This window comes from Enterococcus sp. RIT-PI-f, from assembly GCF_001297065.1.
Classification (GTDB): domain Bacteria; phylum Bacillota; class Bacilli; order Lactobacillales; family Enterococcaceae; genus Enterococcus_D.
Genome location: NZ_LHOX01000011.1, coordinates 160,302 through 176,521 on the forward strand (window position 1 = coordinate 160,302; position 16,220 = coordinate 176,521).

Sequence of the window (16,220 nt, forward strand, 5' to 3'; positions counted from 1 at the left end):
AAGAGTAAAGTAAATAAAGTTTCTCATACACAGCGTTACGACCTGGTGGAGAAAAGTTGAACCAAAACTTTCCGGGACAGTTGTGTACACAACTGTCCTTTTGCGTGTTTTCATTCACGTACCACTTAATGTGCAGAGTTAACAAAATTTGCTTAAAAAACGCTCGGTCAAACCGAGAAAATTTTAGGAGGAATTGAGTTATGTCAGTATCATTAGAAGTTACGAAAAGAGAAGTCCGCCCCCGTTCTTTAAGGAACAAATTACGTCACGAAGGCAAAGTGCCTGCAGTAGTCAATGGCTACAAAGTTGAAAGTACAGCAATTGCAGTCAATGCTGCCGAATTAGAAAGAATCTTGCGTGAAAACGGATTGAATACCGTTATCACGATCAACTTAGAAGGAAAGAAAGTCAATACGTTGATCAAAGAGTATCAAGCAGATACCTTCACACGTAATTTGACCCACGTTGAATTCCTTTCAGTCGATATGAATGAGGAAACCGAAGTTGAAGCCGAAGTCAGCTTGACTGGTGAAGCTGCTGGTGTCAAAGCCGGTGGTGTCTTGGCTCAAAACTTGTACGCAGTTGTCGTTTCCGCAACGCCTGACAAATTGCCTGAGCGTGTAGAAGTAGATGTGACTGCTTTAGAAATTGGCGACTCATTGACAGTTGCTGATCTACCTAAAAATGATGATTATACGATCGTCACTGATGGTGAAGAACAAATCGTTGCAATCACAGAACCACAAGAGATTACTGAAGATGAAGAAGCTGGTGAAGCTGCTGAACCTGCAGTGATCGGTGAAGAAGAAGAATAATCCGTGTTCGATTGTCATGGCTTGTCAAAACAGTACCGCTTCAACAGGGTACTGTTTTTTTCTATAAGAAAAATCAAAATCATTTGCTTTTTCTCAGCATCTTCCTTATGATAGATACACGAAATGTGTTGCCTGTATCAAGACCTTTGAAGGAGGGATTGCTATGTTTGAAACATTTGATCACGAACGCAGCCGCTACGCCTCGGGTGGCATCGTCCAAAGAATGCCTGGTGAGTTGATCGACAGTATTTGGATGATTATTGATCTGGATTTGAAAGGGGTTTTCCCGCTGACAAATTTATTGACCTTCGACGTTCAAAACAATCAAGGACGCGTCACACTACTCTTTTCACAACCACATTCTGAATTTGCCTTAGGGGTGGATCTCCCCTATTTTTATGATGAATCGCTGCCGAAAAGCGTCTATGCCTATGATGATGGCCAACGACAAACGATTCTGCTGCCAAGTGAGACCCGTTAAGCACCAAATCAGGCTTGGAACTCAAGGAATAACACCATCTATTTATTAAACTATCCTTTTCAAGAAGAGGATAGTTTTTTTTATTGGATTTATCATTCTTTTTTTATTGGAGAAACGGGCAAGAGCTTCTTTTTCGTTCCCCTGTATATTTATTTATTATATTTTACGAAGTATTCTATTTTAGATAGAAAAAACAGGCACATTTCTACTACAATAATGACAAAACGTTAACTGTTAAGAGGTGATTGCGCTTGGACAAACTGTTAGAGAAAGAGATTATTCTCATGTGTCAGCTAGCGGCTGCCTTGTTGGAAGAAAATCCGCTACCTGTCAAAAAAGCAGCCGCTAGACAGCGGATATCTGATAAAACCGTGCGGCGTTTGATCGCTAGCCGGCCAAATGAATCCGCTTTCTTCAATTTCCATATCACTACTGGAAAGATCAGGAGTGCCGATTTCAAAGCGTTGCTGAAAAAGCAGCCGGCATTCATCGCCGATTTATTGCATAAAAGCCAAAACTTAGCGCTTTTGATCCTATCTATGAAACAACCAGTGTTGACTTTCCCCATGCTTGGCAACGCTGCGTATATGAGTACAGCGACCCTTCATCGACGCTTTGTTTCCTTTGCCCAATTTCTCTCCCCTTATTTGATCGACATTGATCGTCGGACATATCCATTTGTTAAGGGCAATGAACGTCAGATTCGTTTCCTGCTGTTCAAACTGACAACTTTTTTGCTGCCTTCTCTGTACGATTCTCCATCCAGGCTATATCAACATTTTTTTGATATCCATATCTTGCGCCAACAGGCAATTTACCCTTCGGCATCTTGTATCACTGTGGAGGAAATTAGGCCTAGGTGCTTTGTGCCGGATTATTATTTGACCACTGACGCTGCCTATCTTTTTTTATGGAAACAACTTTTGGCCCAAGAACCCTTCTTTGTCCCGACCCCTGATGCAACATTGATCCGCCGAATCGTTGATTCCGTTCTTCAAGATCATGTTGATTCGCCTTTGGCAGACAGTTTATCCCAAATATACCAAATCCATTTAGTATGTGCTTTGCTTGAGGGCAATATTTTTGTCTTTCAACCAGCGCTTCTTTCACTTTCAGAAACAACGGTACAATTGATTCAAAGTTTCTTATTGCAACTGCCCCACTATGAAAAATTACTAAAAAAGCATCCCGAATTACCTTTGCTTTACGAATGTATCTGGCACAAACAATCCATCTTTCAGCCTATGCTGACGATAAAAAAACACACCACCTAGTAAAAGAAACTAGTGTGATGTGTTCAACGATCTATGCTGGATTATTGCGCATCCGCATCAACGATTTTGACAGAACCTTGCCATTCTTGATCAACAAAGTCTTTGATTTCGTCAGAGTGCAGTACTTCGACCAATTTTTTGATTTTATCGGTATTTTCATCGCCTTTGCGTACTGCGATCACGTTCACGTAAGGTGAATTGTCTGCTTCTAATAAGACAGAATCATCAACTGGATTCAAGTCGATACCAAAAGCAAAGTTTGCATTGATCGCCACTAAGTCTGCTTCATCATTTTGATAAGCAGTTGCCAATAATGAAGGGTCGATGTCATGTTTGAATTCTAAGTTCTTAGGGTTTTCCGCAATATCATCGAAAGTCGCTGTTTCCGTATCCACACCGTCTTTCAATGTGATCAAATCAGCATCTTGTAAGATCGTCAAGATCCGACCCCAGTCAGATTCAGAATTAGATGTAATAACGGTCGCACCGTCTGCCAAATCAGCAATATCATCGATACGTTGAGAATATAGACCCATTGGTTCGATGTGGATCGCGCCTGCATTGACAAAATCATACCCATTGTCTGCGATTTGCTTGTTCAAGTAAGGAATGTGTTGGAAATAGTTGGCATCAATGTCCCCATTTTCCAAAGCTTTGTTCGGTAAAATATAGTCATCAAACGTTTGGATCTCAAGATCAATTCCTTCTTCAGCCAATAATGGTTTGGCTTGTTCTAGAATTTCAGCATGCGGTGTTACAGAAGCACCTACAACTAATTTGGTATTTTCTCCGCTGCTGGCTGTCGTTGAATCAGAACTGCTTGAATTTGATCCTGTGCCGCACGCGGCCAATGCTGCTGTTAACAAAACTGTTGTTGCAAAACCTAAAATCTTTTTCATTTTTATTTCCTCCCATATTCTCCACTTTTAATCTTGGTCCATCTTCCTTATTTTACCGTTTGTCGGTGGCTTTGGCTAAGAAGTCGCCTAAGCCTTGTAAAATAAATACGATGAGTAAAATAATCACTGTTGCGACGAGCGTCACAGTGTAATTTCCACGTTGAAATCCTTCTTGCCAGGCCAGTGAACCTAGGCCACCGGCACCAATTGCCCCCGCCATTGCGGTATAGCCGATCATTGAGATCGTTGTTACGGTGATCCCTGAGATCAATGCCGGTACACTTTCAGGAATCACGATTTTGTAAATGATTTCCCAATAACTAGCGCCCATTGCTTCCGCAGCTTCGATCACGCCAGGACTAACTTCACGAAAGGCGATTTCAACCATCCGTGCGTAAAACGGCGCTGCAGATAATACCAACGCAGGAATCGCTGCTTTTGCCCCTAAGAAAGAACCGACTAATAATGTCGTAAAGGGAATGATCAAGACCATCAAAATCATAAATGGTGTTGAGCGGAACGCGTTACTGACGATCGATACGATGTTATAAGCAACACTTGCACCTGTGGTAGACTTGCGCCCTAAAGAGTATAACGCCAATCCCAATAGTAAACCGATAATAATCACTAAAACCATCGAAAAGAACGTCATAAACAAGGTGTCGATCGTTGCTTGCTGCATATTGCCCCAATCAATTTGCTCAAAGTTCAAATAGGTTTCTGAAAATGATTTATTTCCCATGTTCGATCACCTCCACAGCGACTTGTTGTGCGCCGAAGAATGCGACCGCTTGGTCGATCTCCTTCGTATCGCCTGTCAATAAAACAGTCAACGCCCCGAAAGAGCCTTCGTTGGTTTGCTGGATCTTGCCATAGACGACATTCACATCGATTTTAAATTGGCGAATCGCTTGTGAGATCACTGGTTCATTGGCGTTGTCCTGGGTAAAGGTCAATGTTACTAATCTACCGTGGGGATTTTCTCGCAAGAACGCTTGTCGCAGCTCTTCGGGATCTTCTTCTGGTTCAAGATCCTGCTGAACAAACCGTTTGGTCACTGCTTGTTGCGGATTGCTGAAAACCGCTTGAACCGATCCTTCTTCAACGATTTTCCCTAGCTCCATCACAGCAACTTTATTGCAAATCTTACGGATCACATTCATTTCGTGGGTAATCAAAACGATTGTCAAATGTAATTTCTTATTGATAGATAAGAGCAATTCCAAGACCTCTTCTGTGGTCTGAGGATCCAAAGCACTCGTTGCTTCGTCACACAACAAGATTTCAGGGTCATTGGCTAAAGCCCGGGCAATGCCGACCCGTTGTTTTTGTCCACCAGATAATTGGGCTGGATAGGCATCTTCCCGACCTTCTAAGCCCACCAACTGCACCAATTCTTTGGCCTTTTGGCGGCGTTGTGCTTTTTTGACACCCGCCAACTCTAACGGCAACTCAATGTTCTGGATCACTGTGCGAGACCATAGCAAGTTGAAATGCTGAAAGATCATCCCGATCTTTTTGCGAAAATTGCGTAATTCTTTGTTTTTTAATGCCAAGATATTTTGACCATTGATCACGACATCGCCATCGGTTGGCAATTCAAGTCCATTCAGCAATCGTACCAAGGTACTTTTTCCTGCGCCTGAGTAGCCGACGATCCCATAAATATCCCCTTTTTCGACTTGCAATGATACATCATTGACCGCGTGAACAGCTGTTTTCTTTTGGGCATATGATTTCTTCACATGTGTTAATTCGATTAGTGCCATTGTACTCCCATCTTTCTTTTGCTTTAGGCGGCTGCATACAAAAAAGCTTCCGTCCTTTGTACATTATACTGTTACAAAGGACGAAAGCACAACTTCCGCGTTACCACCTTGATTTGTTGTTGACTCGCATCAACAACCTCGTTCAGTACTTGAATTGCTTCGCATACTGCTGCACGATAACGGGTGCTTCCCGTGATAGGCTCATACAAACTCACCTATCCTGCTCAAAGACCATCTTCCACCGTTTCTTCATCGCCTATTTGCACCGAACAAGGCTCTCTGTATATGTCAAAAGGATGTACTCTTCTTTTCAAAGCATTCATTTATTGAGCAAATTATAGCAACGTCTCATGGTCCTGTCAATTCTTTTTGTAAAAAAACTAGTTATTTGTAAAGACCTGTTTAGAGGGCATCGAATTGACTCGGATCGACATCTTTGAAACTAACTAACCAAGCATTCATCTCGTCTTCATCGTTTAAGATATCGATAGATTGGTCGATTTTTTCGTTGATAGAAGAAATCACCCCTGTGATCGGACTTGTAAATTCACTGACTGCTTTTTCGGCTTCTAATTCAACCAATGTATCTCCTTGTTGCAACGCAGTACCAACTTTTTGGATTGAAGCAAAAGTGATTGCACCTAGTTCTTCTTGGGCTTCTTTGGTCAAACCAACGCAATATTCTTTGCCATTAAACAAAATCCACAAATTGTCTTTTTTTCTTAAACATCTTTTTTCCATGATTCTAGTAAAACTCCTTCATATTCGTTTTCTTTAAACCCGTTGATCAAAAATCGTTCACCTGCTACAATCAATGGTCGCTTGATCAGCATCCCATCAGTCGCTAAAATCGCTGCTGCTTCGGCGATTGTCATTTGAGGTACCTTATCTTTTAGCCCCAACTCGCGGTATTTCATGCCGCTTGTGTTAAAGAACCGGCGCAAAGGCAACCCGCTCGTTTCGATCCACGTTTTTATCTGTGTTTCAGTTGGTGTATCTTGAACGATATCAATATGTTCAAATGCGACATCATTTCCTTCTAACCACGCTTGTGCTTTTTTACAGGTCCCACATTTGGGATAGCAATATAATTCAACCATCACATACTCCTTATAACGTTTTAGGTGCGGTTTCTGCTTGATACCGCATGGATAAAATCAACCCAATCCCAATCATATTACTTAATAGTGCGGAACCACCTTGACTGATAAACGGCAAAGGAATCCCTGTTAACGGCAATAGACCGATATTGGCACCAATGTTTTCAAATACATGGAAAAGAATCATCATAATGATCCCCGTCGCCAAATAGGCATAAAATTCATTATTCGTATCAAAACAGATGCGAATCATGCGATAAATCAAAATAAAATAGAGCAAAATCACAAAGGCGCTCCCCACAAAGCCAAAGTTTTCTCCAATAACGGAGAAAATCATATCTGATTCTCGCACGGGCACATAGACATCACTGACATTGAACCCTTTACCAAACATGCCGCCAGAGCCGATAGCCATCAACGCATACGCCAACTGAAAGGATTGTCCTTGTGTATCATGGAAAGGATCCAGCCAAGAATCGATCCGGGCAAATTGGTATTCTTTGAAAATCCCAGTATTATACAACAACTCTCGCCCCGTATCTGTCGTCACAAGAAAAATCGTTCCTCCACCAATCAAGACAAAAGCTGCGATCACCGGGACCACGATCCGCCAGGAAATCCCTGACATCAAGAAGACCCCGCCAAAGATTGCTAGAAAGACCAGCATGGTACCAAAATCGTTTTGCAAAGTGATCAGTATAAGGACGGGAATCGTGACTGCCAACATTTTAGCAATCAGCAAGCCGTCGCTTTTCAGCGTACGTTCGCGATTTTGCACATTGTGCCTCGTCACAACCAGCGCCAACATCATAATAAAGGCGATCTTCATCAATTCCGACGGCTGCAAGGTAAAGGAGCCAAAGCGGAACCAGTTTTTCGATCCTGTGGAAGCTTCCATGGCTGGATCATAAAACTTGACCAGCGCCAACATAACTACAAGCCCTGCGCCATATATATATGGGGTCAATTTCCAAAGCCATTTTGATTTGATATGCATAATAATAATGATCGCTACGATCCCCAACACATACCACAAAGCCTGGAAGCCTAAGATCCGCCATACCGACGGATTGCTGGGGTCATGGGTCAACGCTACATAAAGCGAAGCCACCCCAATCAGACATAATAAAAATACGGGTAAAATCACACCGTAGTCAATTCGATTGTCACTCTTTTTTCGTGTATTTTCCATGCCCACACTCTCTTCTGTAGAATCTTTATCCATTATAGTGATGTTTGCCTAGAAAAGAAAGGATTCTCCGTCCGCATTCATAAAAAATTTAGAAACTTTAATGATTTTCATGAAAGGAAGGATTAATGATATTTTTCGGCTGCTGTATCCGTATACGCCCATCAAACAAAAAAAGACCATTACCCTCTGTTTAAAGAGAAGATAATCGTCTTTTCAATATGCCAGCTGCAGGATTCGAACCTGTGACCTACGCGTTACGAGTGCGTTGCTCTACCAACTGAGCTAAGCTGGCAACTAACACAAAGACGATTATAGGTAATAACACTCGTTTTGTAAAGAGGTTTGGGGAGAAAAATTCCAATTGCTGAAAATTTTCAAAAAATATGTTATAATGAAAGTATCAAGGAGGTTTTTACATGGCTACATTTGGTAAATTTGAAACAACGATTGTCCCGTCACAAGAAGGTTCAACATTTGAGGTCGCCACTCCTGTCACGTTCACGATCCATGGTATCCAGCAAACGGGTACGATCACGAAACAGTTAAAAAATTCCGCTGTCGTTGAACTAAACGAAACTGCGGACAACCAAAAATTAGTGACCCAAAGCAATGGTGTCCTGATCATCAACTACAAACAGTTAACCAAAATCTAACTTTACTGAGCCGTACTCAGCATCAAAAAAAGGGAAAATCTTGAAGATTTTCCCTTTTTTATTTATTTTGTGCCGAACAAGCGGTCACCAGCATCGCCCAATCCAGGGACGATATAGCCATTTTCATTCAAGCGTTCATCTAAGCTTGCTGTATAGATATCTACATCTGGATGTGCATCCTGTAAAGCTTTGACCCCTTCTGGTGCTGCAACTAGGCACACAAATTTCATATTTGACGCACCGCGTTTTTTCAGGGCATCGATTGCCATGATCGCTGAACCGCCAGTTGCTAACATTGGATCAACAATAAACAATTGGCGTTCATCGATATCCTCAGGCAATTTCACGAAGTATTCGTGAGGTTCCAATGTTTCTTCATCACGGTACATACCGATATGTCCCACTTTCGCTGCTGGGATCAATTCCAAAATACCATCTACCATGCCTAAGCCGGCACGCAAGATCGGTACGATCGCAACTTTTTTACCAGATAAGGTTTTTTGTGTTGATTCTTCGATCGGTGTTTCGATCACTAAATCCTCTAGCGGCATATCTCGTGACACTTCGTATGCCATCAACATCGCGATTTCATCGACTACTTCTCTAAAAACTTTGGTTCCACAGTTCTTGTCGCGGATCATCGTCAATTTGTGTTGGATCAGCGGGTGATCGATTACTTGAAATTTACCCATTTTAAAAAATCTCCTTTGGTTTTTCTTTTATTTTAAAGCATATTGTCCTTTGATACAACCTTGCACTTTTTTTGCAAGGTGATTCCCTCAAAAAAAAGGATTGTGCCAGATTTTTTGCAGACACCTCCTCATATATACGAGGGGTGTCTTGGCAATCATCTGTCACAGTCCTATTCTGTTAGTTTTGATAAAGCGGATATTTGTCGGTCAATTCTTTGACTTGGGCTTTGACTTCCGCCACTGTTGCTTCATCATTTGGTTTTTCCAATACTTTGACGATCAGCTTCGCCACTTCCACAGCATCCTCTTCTTTAAATCCGCGACTCGTGATTGCTGGCGTACCTACTCGAATACCGCTGGTTTTGAAAGGACTCAATGATTCGAAGGGAATCGAATTTTTGTTGACAGTGATATTGACTTGATCCAGCAATGCTTCTGCTTCTTTGCCGTTCAATTCAAAACCACGGACATCGATCAACAATAAATGATTGTCTGTCGCGCCTGAAACCAATCGGGCTTGCGGTGCTTGATTGAAGACTTTGGCCATTGCTTGGGCATTTTTGATCACTTGCTCAGAATACGCTTTGAAGTTATCTTCTTGCGCTTCTTTGAAAGCAACTGCTTTGCCGGCAATCACATGTTCCAATGGGCCGCCTTGAATCCCTGGGAAAACAGCACTATTGATTTTTTTGGCCAACGCTTCGTCATTGGTCAAAATCAAACCGCCGCGTGGTCCCCGTAAGGTCTTGTGGGTGGTTGAAGTGGTGATGTCTGCATATGGCACTGGATTTGGATGAAGACCTGCTGCTACCAGACCCGCGATATGCGCCATGTCCACCATCAATTTGGCACCAACTTCATCAGCGATCTCGCGGAATTTTGCAAAATCGATCGTTCGGGAATATGCACTAGCACCAGCAACGATCAACTTAGGTTGATGCTTGCGGGCTAAAATTCGAACGACATTGTAGTCGATGACTTCAGTGGCAGGATCAACGCCATAACTGACGAAATGATAGGTCTTACCGCTGAAATTCACTGGTGAACCGTGGGTCAAATGACCACCAGCGGATAGATCCATTCCTAAAACCGTATCACCGGCTTCGATCAACGCTAGATAAGCAGCCGTATTGGCTTGTGATCCTGAATGTGGCTGCACATTGGCATATGCTGCACCAAAAATTGCTTTCGCACGTTCAATCGCTAAATTTTCTACAACATCAACAAATTCGCAACCACCATAGTAGCGACGCCCAGGATACCCTTCAGCATATTTGTTGGTCAAAATACTGCCTTGAGCAGCCATTACGCCTTCAGAAACGATATTTTCTGACGCAATCAACTCCAAATTGTTTTGCTGACGATTTGCTTCTTGGTCGACCGCTTGCCACAACTCGGGATCAAACGTTTGATAGTCCATGCTTACAACACCCCTTAACCTTAATGGTTGCATTGTATCATATTTCCTAAAAGCCACCTATAACGAATGATCGATTTCCTTTATTTTTCTTGGAAATATTCGTGGTTTGCGGCTTTTTTCAATCGATTCATATAAGCAGCGCCTATTCCTTCTTCCGGAAATGCGGCTGCCAACAAGAGATTAAGCCCCGCAGTCGATTCATCCAAAGCCCGTAAGCCGGCAAATAAACCTCTCGCTGCGGCTTCAGCGCTGTCGTTGAAGTATTGATACACAGCCGCTGTTTCCGTGCGGACCCTTTCAGCGATCTCAGGACCTGCTAGTACCCCAACTTTGAAGTGATTGGCTTGCGCCCAAGCGGTCGCTGCCGCCCAGTCTGCATCCTTCACCATCATCACTCTGGTATTTGGTGCATAATGTTTGTACTTCATCCCAGGCGCTTTCGGTGTTTCTCCAGCAGAAACCAAGTGTTTATCTAACAAAACGTCTCTTTCTAAAACTGCTTCAAGCTGCTCTTTGGTTATCGCGCCTGGTCGTAAAATGATGGGTGTCCCTGACGGATCACTCAAATCAAGCACTGTTGATTCCACACCGATGCGCGTTGCGCCCCCCTCCAAGATTCCGGCGATCTTCCCATGAAGGTCATGCCATACATGGTCCACTGATGTAGGACTTGGTTTCCCAGAAGTGTTGGCACTTGGCCCAACGAGGGGTTGCTGCGCTTGCTGGATCAATGCCACCGTCTGAGGATGGTCCGGCATCCGAAAGGCCGCAGTAGGCAGTCCTCCTGTGACGATACTGGGTAAACTATTGGGCTTGATGTTAAAAATCAATGTCAGTGGACCCGGCCAAAAAGTTTGCATCAACTGTTTAGCCATCGGGGATAAGTTATCCACATATGTTTCAACTTGTGTCGGTGCAGCAACGTGGACAATCAAAGGGTTGTCACTTGGTCGTCCTTTGACTTGATAAACTTGCGCCACTGCATCTGGCAACAGCGCGCTGGCCCCTAACCCATAGACAGTTTCAGTCGGAAAAGCAACCAACCCTCCGTTGGCTATAACGGCGGCAGCTTCGGCAATATGTTGTTGATCAAATATTTTGGTTTCCACAGTTTATCCACATCCTTATTTTGTACATTTCCATAGTTATCAACATTATTTACTTTTTTATCCACATTTTGTGGATAAATCGTTTGTCAAGTGTGGACAAGTCTGTTCATAACTTGATTTCACCTGAATTTGTTTATATCATAGCTTTTTCATTTGAATTATCCCCGTAAAAAAAATTATTTATCCACAAACTGTGGATGAGTGACGAGAACCATTCGATCTTGACCAGCTAAATCTTTTTTGATCGTGACCTGTTTGTGGGGAAAAGCACTGGCAAAGATTTCTTGGACAGCCTGGCCTTGTTGAAAACCGATCTCCACTGCAATCTGCCCATTCAATGCTAAACATTGTTGTGCTTGGGTGGCCATTTTTTTATACATCGCCAACCCGTTGTCCTCTGCAAAAAGTGCCATCTTAGGCTCATTTTCCCTGACACTTACATCCATCAAATGCCATTCATCTTGACTGATATAAGGCGGATTAGACACAATCAAATCCCATTGCTGTTCGATGACTGGCGCCAATGTATCCCCTTGATAAACATCAATCTCTGCGCCAAGGGCATCCGCATTCTCTTTGGCTACGGACAATGCGGCAGGGGACAAATCCACTGCTGCCACTTGCCAATCAGGCCGAGCCATTTTCAAGGAAATTGCAATCGCACCTGTGCCTGTACCAATATCCACCACCCGCAATGGGCCTTGTGCTGACGTCATGTGTAAACAGGCCTCAACCAATTCTTCCGTTTCTGGTCGGGGAATCAGCGTATCTTTGGTCACTTTGAACGTGTGCCCATAAAATTCTTCGCATCCTAGCAGATATTGCGGTGGCTGATGGGCCAATAATTGTGTCAAATCGGCAGCTATTTGCTGTTCATCCGTTGGCGGAATCTCTTTATCCATATGCAGCAGCCAATCCAACTGTTGCCAATGTTTGCGCCGCAAAAAAAGATAGTGGATCGCATATCCTTCCAATCCGGCAGATTCTAAAAAAGAAGAAGCCCGTGAAAGGACTTCTCGATAGGTTTTAGCCATTTTGCATCTCATCTAACTTCGATGTTTGATCATACACGATCAATGCATCGACAATCTCATCCAACTTACCAGCCAAAATTTGATCCAATTTTTGGATAGTCAACCCGATTCGATGGTCGGTTACCCGGTTTTGCGGGAAATTATAAGTACGGATCCGTTCAGAACGATCCCCTGTACCGACAGCTGATTTACGATTGGCATCGTATTCGCTTTGCGCTTCTTGCGAAATTTGATCATAGACCCGCGCCCGTAACACTTTCATCGCTTTTTCACGGTTTTTCAACTGAGAACGTTCATCTTGCATGGCAACAGCGATCCCTGTTGGCAAGTGGGTCAAGCGAACCGCAGAAGCCGTTTTGTTGACGTGCTGTCCACCTGCACCTGAAGCATGGTAAATATCGACACGAATGTCTTTGTCAGCAATATCGATTTCTACTTCTTCGGCTTCTGGCATGACAACGACCGTTGCCGTTGACGTGTGGATCCGTCCTTGAGATTCCGTTGACGGTACCCGTTGCACACGATGGGCACCACTTTCATACTTCAACTTTGAAAAGACACTATCACCAGTAATCATCATGATGACTTCTTTGTAGCCGCCAATACCAGTAACATTGGCGTCCATCACATCGACTTTCCATCCTTGATTTTCCGCGTATTTTTGGTACATATTGAATAGATCACCAGCAAATAAAGCCGCTTCATCTCCGCCAGCAGCACCACGAATTTCCATGATGATATTTTTGTCATCATTCGGGTCTTTTGGCAACAATAGGATTTTGATACGGTCTTCTAAAACATCTTTTTCTTTCTTTAGATTGGAAAGTTCTTCTTTCGCCATTTCTGCCATATCGGCATCCAAACTTTCGCCAAGCAGCTCTTCTGTATCTTTGATTCCTTCCACTACTTCTTTGTAGCGGCGGTATACTTCAACCGTATCACGGGTATTGGCTTCTTCTTTGGACAGCTGCATGAACCGCTTGGTATCTGATATAACAGCTGGATCACTCAGTAATTCGCCTAACTCTTCATAACGGTCTTCGATTGATTGTAACTGATCGTACATGATTTATTCTCCTTCTTTTTTCATGACAGGGTGAAAGTAGTGTTTCCGACAAACCGGATAATAGGCTTCATTGCCGCCAATTTGGACTTGATCCCCTTCATAGACTGGCTTGCCATCGATGTAATGCAGATTCATTGTCGCTTTTTTGTGACAGAACCAGCAGATCGTTTTCATTTCTTCTATTTTATCTGCGTACAAGAGCAAATATTTCGAGCCTTCAAACAGCTCATTGCGAAAATCATTTTTCAAACCAAAAGCCATCACAGGGATACCTAAGTCGTCGACGATTTTGGTAAAAGCCAATACATGATGCTTTTTCAAGAATTGTGCTTCATCGATCAAAATACAGTAAGGTGTATAGCCTAAATCTTTGATTAGATTGTAAAGGTCCGTTTCATCAAAGATCGGGATCGCATCGCGTTCTAAGCCAATTCGACTGGATACATTGCCGATACCGCTTCTAGTATCTAAACTGCTCGTCATGATCACGACTGGCTTGTCTTGTTCTTCATAATTGTGTGCCACTTTTAAAATCTCAATGGTCTTCCCACTATTCATCGCGCCATATTTAAAAAAAAGCTGTGCCATTTCGCCCATCCTTCCTCATACTCCTTTGGTATTATACTTGAAAAAGCGAAATTTTTACAGACTTAAATTCATGCAGCTGTGTTTGCCATCCATGAAGTCAAGTTGGGGGAAATGTATGGACAGTTTCATAACGATACAAAGCAATGGCGTGATGACTCCAAGTTTGTGTAGGTAAATAAATCGTTGGCGCATCTGATTGTTGACAGACTTCCAGAACATGATACAACAGTTGTCGAGGGATTCCTTGCCGCTGGGCACGGGGTGGACCGCAACCCAAATGATCCCTCCTATTTCCTTTACCTCAAGCATATCATTTGTTTTTCGCCATGAGAAGCTTACCATAGTAGAAAAAGGAGGCATTTAATATGAAAGATACAGCAATATTTGCAGGTGGTTGTTTTTGGTGCATGGTCAAGCCCTTCGATTCATTGCCTGGCATTGAAAAAATCGTTTCCGGTTTTACAGGTGGGCATGTCCCCAATCCGTCTTATCAAGAAGTGACCACTGGTACAACAGGACATACGGAGGCAGTCGAGATCACCTTTGACCCTGCGCTGATTTCTTATGATGAATTGGTGTCGATTTACTGGCAACAAACCGATCCGACCGATGCCTTCGGTCAATTCGCGGACCGCGGTGATTCTTATCGACCGGTGATTTTCTACAATAGTGAAGAACAAAAAGATATTGCTGAACGATCAAAAGCCAACCTGCAAGCCAGCGGCCGTTTTGAAGGACCAATCGTGACCAGCATTGAGCCAGCTGAACCATTCTATCCCGCTGAAGAATACCACCAAGATTTTTACAAGAAAAATGCCGCCCACTACAATGCCTACAGCGAAGGTTCTGGTCGTGCCGGATTTATTCGTAAGACTTGGCGTTGACGCGCAACACGATCATTGTCGCAAATAGCAGCTATCAGCCGATCCATTCATCTCAGATGAATAGACCGGCTTTTTCTTCTATCAAAAAAAATTGACAATAGGCTTGATTACGCGTTAATATGGTTGAAAATTCTGACGATTATTGAGGAGTGTTGTGTATGTTAGCCAATGAAGTTCGCCCTGGCCCTAACCGGTATGTGACCGGTGAACACGTATTAAAGGATCTGCCTGACTATTTAAAAGCGTTCAAACAAGTTGCAGTGATTACTGGCAACCAATCCTTTGCTGCATTTGAAGCCTATTATCCCCATGATTTTGATTACCCAGTTTATCGTTATGATGGTTCTTCCAGCTATGAGAATGGCCAATTTCTTGCGGATCAGATTGGCAGTGCAGATGCTGTCGTAGCGATCGGTGGTGGTCGTGTCGCAGATACAGCTAAGATTGCTTCAGAAAGGCTAGGGGCTGAACTGATCGTCATTCCTACACTTGTGTCTAACTGCGCGCCGTTCACGCCAGTGATCGTTGTCTACCATCCAGACCATACCATCAACAAAATCGATTATGCAAAAAAAGGCGCTTATCTGACCCTCGTTGATACGGCCTTCTTATTGGCGACACCAGTCGATTATTTTATCGCCGGTATCGCTGACACTTTGTCAAAATACTATGAAATGGAAGCCATTTATCGTCATCTGACCGAGGATCAAAAAACAGCGTTGGTTCGCTTAGGTTTTCAAAGTGCTTGTTTGATCAAAGAACTGCTGATCCAAGATGCCGACCAAGCAGTCGCTGATTTGCAAGCCCAACATTTGACCCCCGCATTTGCCCGTATTACAGATGCGATCATCGCGTTGGCTGGCGAAGTTGGCGGTTTTGCAGTTGATTTCGGTCGTACATCTGGCGCACATGCGCTCCATGACGGCTTGTCTTACTTGGCAGAAACACATGCTGTTTTGCATGGCAATAAAGTCGCTTATTGCATCTGGGTCCAACTCGCTTATACCAATGACTTTGCGGTGATCGAAGAATTGCGCCCATTTTATGAAGCGTTGCATTTACCGATGAAGTTAAAAGATATCCATGTCACACGCACCGATCAAGCATATTTTGAAGATGTTTTACAATATGCGATCAAGCCGGAAGAAACCTTCGTGTTGATTGATCCAGCAATCACGACCGAAAAAGTCTACCAAGCGATCCTTGCTGTTGAAGCTCTCTAACGATAAAGATAAACAGCAACC

Annotated in this window: 19 protein-coding genes, 1 tRNA gene and 1 other annotated feature; of the genes, 6 read left to right on the forward strand and 14 right to left on the reverse strand. The window is 43.2% G+C overall.

Features of this window, described 5'->3' with window-relative positions; all coding sequences use genetic code 11:
• Positions 1-200: 200 nt before the first annotated feature.
• From AEQ18_RS04470 to AEQ18_RS04480, 3 genes are all read left to right on the forward strand, one after another.
• Positions 201-815: a 50S ribosomal protein L25/general stress protein Ctc gene (locus tag AEQ18_RS04470; RefSeq protein WP_054115163.1), complete on the forward strand. Its 615-nt coding sequence runs from the start codon at positions 201-203 to the stop codon at positions 813-815.
• Positions 816-978: 163 nt separating this feature from the next.
• The gene (locus tag AEQ18_RS04475; protein WP_054115164.1) at positions 979-1,296 is read left to right on the forward strand and encodes a DUF960 domain-containing protein; all 318 of its coding nucleotides are present in this window, start codon (positions 979-981) and stop codon (positions 1,294-1,296) included.
• Positions 1,297-1,547: 251 nt separating this feature from the next.
• Positions 1,548-2,570: a helix-turn-helix domain-containing protein gene (locus AEQ18_RS04480; protein WP_152911881.1), complete on the forward strand. Its 1,023-nt coding sequence runs from the start codon at positions 1,548-1,550 to the stop codon at positions 2,568-2,570.
• 41 nt (positions 2,571-2,611) lie between these two features.
• Here the strand turns inward: AEQ18_RS04480 and AEQ18_RS04485 are convergent, their stop codons facing one another.
• The 7 genes from AEQ18_RS04485 to AEQ18_RS04515 form a co-directional block, all read right to left on the reverse strand.
• Positions 2,612-3,469: a MetQ/NlpA family ABC transporter substrate-binding protein gene (locus AEQ18_RS04485; protein WP_054115166.1), complete on the reverse strand. Its 858-nt coding sequence runs from the start codon at positions 3,467-3,469 to the stop codon at positions 2,612-2,614.
• A 52-nt stretch (positions 3,470-3,521) separates the two neighbouring features.
• A complete protein-coding gene (locus tag AEQ18_RS04490) occupies positions 3,522-4,211 on the reverse strand; it encodes a methionine ABC transporter permease (protein ID WP_054115167.1) in 690 nt (229 codons plus the stop codon).
• Positions 4,201-5,238, reverse strand: coding sequence for a methionine ABC transporter ATP-binding protein (locus tag AEQ18_RS04495; RefSeq protein WP_054115168.1), 1,038 nt, complete (start codon positions 5,236-5,238; stop codon positions 4,201-4,203). The genes AEQ18_RS04490 and AEQ18_RS04495 overlap by 11 nt, the downstream gene beginning before the upstream one ends.
• A 73-nt stretch (positions 5,239-5,311) precedes the next feature.
• Positions 5,312-5,561, reverse strand: a binding site (T-box leader).
• A 79-nt stretch (positions 5,562-5,640) separates the two neighbouring features.
• Complete coding sequence (locus tag AEQ18_RS04500) at positions 5,641-5,979, reverse strand: glycine cleavage system protein H (protein ID WP_054115169.1); 339 nt, start codon at positions 5,977-5,979, stop codon at positions 5,641-5,643.
• A complete protein-coding gene (locus tag AEQ18_RS04505; RefSeq protein ID WP_054115170.1) occupies positions 5,961-6,338 on the reverse strand; it encodes an arsenate reductase family protein in 378 nt (125 codons plus the stop codon). Before AEQ18_RS04505 ends, AEQ18_RS04500 begins: the two co-directional genes overlap by 19 nt.
• Before the next feature lie 10 nt (positions 6,339-6,348).
• A complete protein-coding gene (locus tag AEQ18_RS04510; RefSeq protein WP_054115171.1) occupies positions 6,349-7,530 on the reverse strand; it encodes an FtsW/RodA/SpoVE family cell cycle protein in 1,182 nt (393 codons plus the stop codon).
• A gap of 219 nt (positions 7,531-7,749) precedes the next feature.
• Positions 7,750-7,822: transfer RNA gene (locus AEQ18_RS04515), tRNA-Thr, on the reverse strand.
• Positions 7,823-7,946: 124 nt separating this feature from the next.
• Between AEQ18_RS04515 and AEQ18_RS04520 the strand changes: the two genes are divergently transcribed.
• On the forward strand, positions 7,947-8,183 hold the full coding sequence (locus AEQ18_RS04520) for a hypothetical protein (RefSeq protein WP_054115172.1): 237 nt from the start codon (positions 7,947-7,949) through the stop codon (positions 8,181-8,183).
• A gap of 62 nt (positions 8,184-8,245) precedes the next feature.
• Here AEQ18_RS04520 and upp read toward each other — a convergent pair whose 3' ends face one another.
• The 7 genes from upp to AEQ18_RS04555 all read right to left on the reverse strand — a co-directional run bounded on the left by upp (position 8,246) and on the right by AEQ18_RS04555 (position 14,369).
• Positions 8,246-8,875, reverse strand: coding sequence for a uracil phosphoribosyltransferase (upp, locus tag AEQ18_RS04525; protein WP_054115173.1), 630 nt, complete (start codon positions 8,873-8,875; stop codon positions 8,246-8,248).
• Between the two features lie 178 nt (positions 8,876-9,053).
• Positions 9,054-10,295, reverse strand: a complete 1,242-nt coding sequence (gene glyA, locus AEQ18_RS04530) for a serine hydroxymethyltransferase (RefSeq protein ID WP_054115174.1) — start codon at positions 10,293-10,295, stop codon at positions 9,054-9,056.
• A gap of 80 nt (positions 10,296-10,375) precedes the next feature.
• Positions 10,376-11,404, reverse strand: coding sequence for an L-threonylcarbamoyladenylate synthase (locus AEQ18_RS04535; protein WP_054115175.1), 1,029 nt, complete (start codon positions 11,402-11,404; stop codon positions 10,376-10,378).
• Between the two features lie 176 nt (positions 11,405-11,580).
• Complete coding sequence (prmC, locus tag AEQ18_RS04540; protein WP_054115176.1) at positions 11,581-12,438, reverse strand: peptide chain release factor N(5)-glutamine methyltransferase; 858 nt, start codon at positions 12,436-12,438, stop codon at positions 11,581-11,583.
• Positions 12,431-13,504, reverse strand: coding sequence for a peptide chain release factor 1 (prfA, locus tag AEQ18_RS04545; RefSeq protein ID WP_054115177.1), 1,074 nt, complete (start codon positions 13,502-13,504; stop codon positions 12,431-12,433). The genes prmC and prfA overlap by 8 nt, the downstream gene beginning before the upstream one ends.
• A gap of 3 nt (positions 13,505-13,507) precedes the next feature.
• A complete protein-coding gene (locus tag AEQ18_RS04550; protein WP_054115317.1) occupies positions 13,508-14,092 on the reverse strand; it encodes a thymidine kinase in 585 nt (194 codons plus the stop codon).
• A gap of 97 nt (positions 14,093-14,189) precedes the next feature.
• The gene (locus AEQ18_RS04555; RefSeq protein ID WP_054115178.1) at positions 14,190-14,369 is read right to left on the reverse strand and encodes a GNAT family N-acetyltransferase; all 180 of its coding nucleotides are present in this window, start codon (positions 14,367-14,369) and stop codon (positions 14,190-14,192) included.
• An 88-nt stretch (positions 14,370-14,457) separates the two neighbouring features.
• Here AEQ18_RS04555 and msrA point away from each other — a divergent pair, with 88 nt between their 5' ends.
• Together msrA and AEQ18_RS04565 are read left to right on the forward strand one after the other, a co-directional pair.
• Positions 14,458-14,976 carry a peptide-methionine (S)-S-oxide reductase MsrA gene (gene msrA, locus AEQ18_RS04560; protein ID WP_054115179.1) on the forward strand — a complete coding sequence of 173 codons (519 nt, stop codon included), beginning with the start codon at positions 14,458-14,460 and terminating at the stop codon, positions 14,974-14,976.
• A 158-nt stretch (positions 14,977-15,134) separates the two neighbouring features.
• Positions 15,135-16,199 carry an iron-containing alcohol dehydrogenase family protein gene (locus AEQ18_RS04565; protein WP_054115180.1) on the forward strand — a complete coding sequence of 355 codons (1,065 nt, stop codon included), beginning with the start codon at positions 15,135-15,137 and terminating at the stop codon, positions 16,197-16,199.
• The last annotated feature ends 21 nt before the right edge of the window (positions 16,200-16,220 follow it).

Bases quoted from the DNA above. Each gene is read 5' to 3' on its own strand.
- upp (WP_054115173.1), bottom strand. From the start codon at position 8,875: ATGGGTAAATTTCAAGTAATCGATCACCCGCTGATCCAACACAAATTG.
- prfA (WP_054115177.1), bottom strand. From the start codon at position 13,504: ATGTACGATCAGTTACAATCAATCGAAGACCGTTATGAAGAGTTAGGC.
- AEQ18_RS04510 (WP_054115171.1), bottom strand. From the start codon at position 7,530: ATGGAAAATACACGAAAAAAGAGTGACAATCGAATTGACTACGGTGTG.
- AEQ18_RS04470 (WP_054115163.1), top strand. From the start codon at position 201: ATGTCAGTATCATTAGAAGTTACGAAAAGAGAAGTCCGCCCCCGTTCT.
- AEQ18_RS04550 (WP_054115317.1), bottom strand. From the start codon at position 14,092: ATGGCACAGCTTTTTTTTAAATATGGCGCGATGAATAGTGGGAAGACC.
- msrA (WP_054115179.1), top strand. From the start codon at position 14,458: ATGAAAGATACAGCAATATTTGCAGGTGGTTGTTTTTGGTGCATGGTC.
- AEQ18_RS04520 (WP_054115172.1), top strand. From the start codon at position 7,947: ATGGCTACATTTGGTAAATTTGAAACAACGATTGTCCCGTCACAAGAA.
- AEQ18_RS04495 (WP_054115168.1), bottom strand. From the start codon at position 5,238: ATGGCACTAATCGAATTAACACATGTGAAGAAATCATATGCCCAAAAG.
- glyA (WP_054115174.1), bottom strand. From the start codon at position 10,295: ATGGACTATCAAACGTTTGATCCCGAGTTGTGGCAAGCGGTCGACCAA.
- AEQ18_RS04475 (WP_054115164.1), top strand. From the start codon at position 979: ATGTTTGAAACATTTGATCACGAACGCAGCCGCTACGCCTCGGGTGGC.
- AEQ18_RS04565 (WP_054115180.1), top strand. From the start codon at position 15,135: ATGTTAGCCAATGAAGTTCGCCCTGGCCCTAACCGGTATGTGACCGGT.
- AEQ18_RS04505 (WP_054115170.1), bottom strand. From the start codon at position 6,338: ATGGTTGAATTATATTGCTATCCCAAATGTGGGACCTGTAAAAAAGCA.
- prmC (WP_054115176.1), bottom strand. From the start codon at position 12,438: ATGGCTAAAACCTATCGAGAAGTCCTTTCACGGGCTTCTTCTTTTTTA.
- AEQ18_RS04490 (WP_054115167.1), bottom strand. From the start codon at position 4,211: ATGGGAAATAAATCATTTTCAGAAACCTATTTGAACTTTGAGCAAATT.
- AEQ18_RS04485 (WP_054115166.1), bottom strand. From the start codon at position 3,469: ATGAAAAAGATTTTAGGTTTTGCAACAACAGTTTTGTTAACAGCAGCA.
- AEQ18_RS04500 (WP_054115169.1), bottom strand. From the start codon at position 5,979: ATGGAAAAAAGATGTTTAAGAAAAAAAGACAATTTGTGGATTTTGTTT.